The organism is Aerococcus sp. L_32 (genome assembly GCF_050689315.1).
Window position 1 is genome coordinate 1 of the sequence record NZ_JBOEQF010000658.1, and the last position, 979, is coordinate 979.

Annotated in this window: 1 protein-coding gene; it reads left to right on the forward strand. The window is 44.3% G+C overall.

What is annotated here, in order from left to right; genetic code table 11:
• Positions 1–979: bifunctional glutamate N-acetyltransferase/amino-acid acetyltransferase ArgJ (gene argJ, locus ACRCJ0_RS15500; RefSeq protein WP_431391085.1), on the forward strand; the 979-nt coding region annotated here is incomplete at both ends.

Consider the following 979-nt stretch of genomic DNA (forward strand, 5'->3'; position numbering starts at 1 on the left):
AAAAAATGCCATCCAATCCCATCATATCAAATATGATAAAAAACGCTTGAATGAACAGGCCACCTTTAAAGCCATTATGATTAATTCAGGAAATGCCAACACCTTTAACGGACCAAAAGGGGATACCGATGTTCAAATCATGGCTAACACACTAGCTAGCAAGCTAAAGATTCAACCAGATGAAGTCCTGATTTGTTCTACGGGTGTTATTGGTGTACCAATGGACCTGAGTAATTTCGGCGACCAAGTGGACACATTAGCCCATAATCTGACGGATGGTGATTCGATTCAAGCGGCTGAAGCCATAATGACTACGGACACCAAAATTAAGCAAGCTGCTATTGTCTTTGAAATCGAAGGGCAGCCCGTTCACCTAGCAGCCATTGCCAAGGGGTCAGGTATGATCCACCCGAATATGGGCACCATGTTGTCGTATGTGGTAACTGATTTGGATCTTGGCCAAGAGACCTTACAGAAATTACTGAAAGAGTCTGTCAACCAATCTTTCAACAAGATTTCGGTTGATGGGGATACTAGTCCCAACGATACCGTCCTTCTGGCGTCTACCAACAAGGTCTCAGTTAAGCCAACTAAACAGCACATACTCATTTTTCAGGAGAAATTAACGGAAATCTGTCAAATGATGGCTCAGGAAATCGTGGCCGACGGAGAAGGGGCAACAAAATTTGTTACCGTAGCTGTTAAAGGGGCGGTAGATCAAGCAGACGCTGAAGGCATTGCCAAGCAAGTAGCGACATCCTCCCTTGTGAAAACAGCTGTTTACGGGCAAGACGCTAACTGGGGCCGGGTATTATCTGCCATTGGCCAATCCCAGCCAGACTACCTCGACCCATCCAAAATTCAGATCAGTTTCATTTCTGAAAAGGGAGAGATTTTAACCTGCAAGAATGGTCAGGGGCTAGTATTTGATGAAGATTTAGCCTATGAAATCCTATCTGAAACAGAAATCACCATCCTA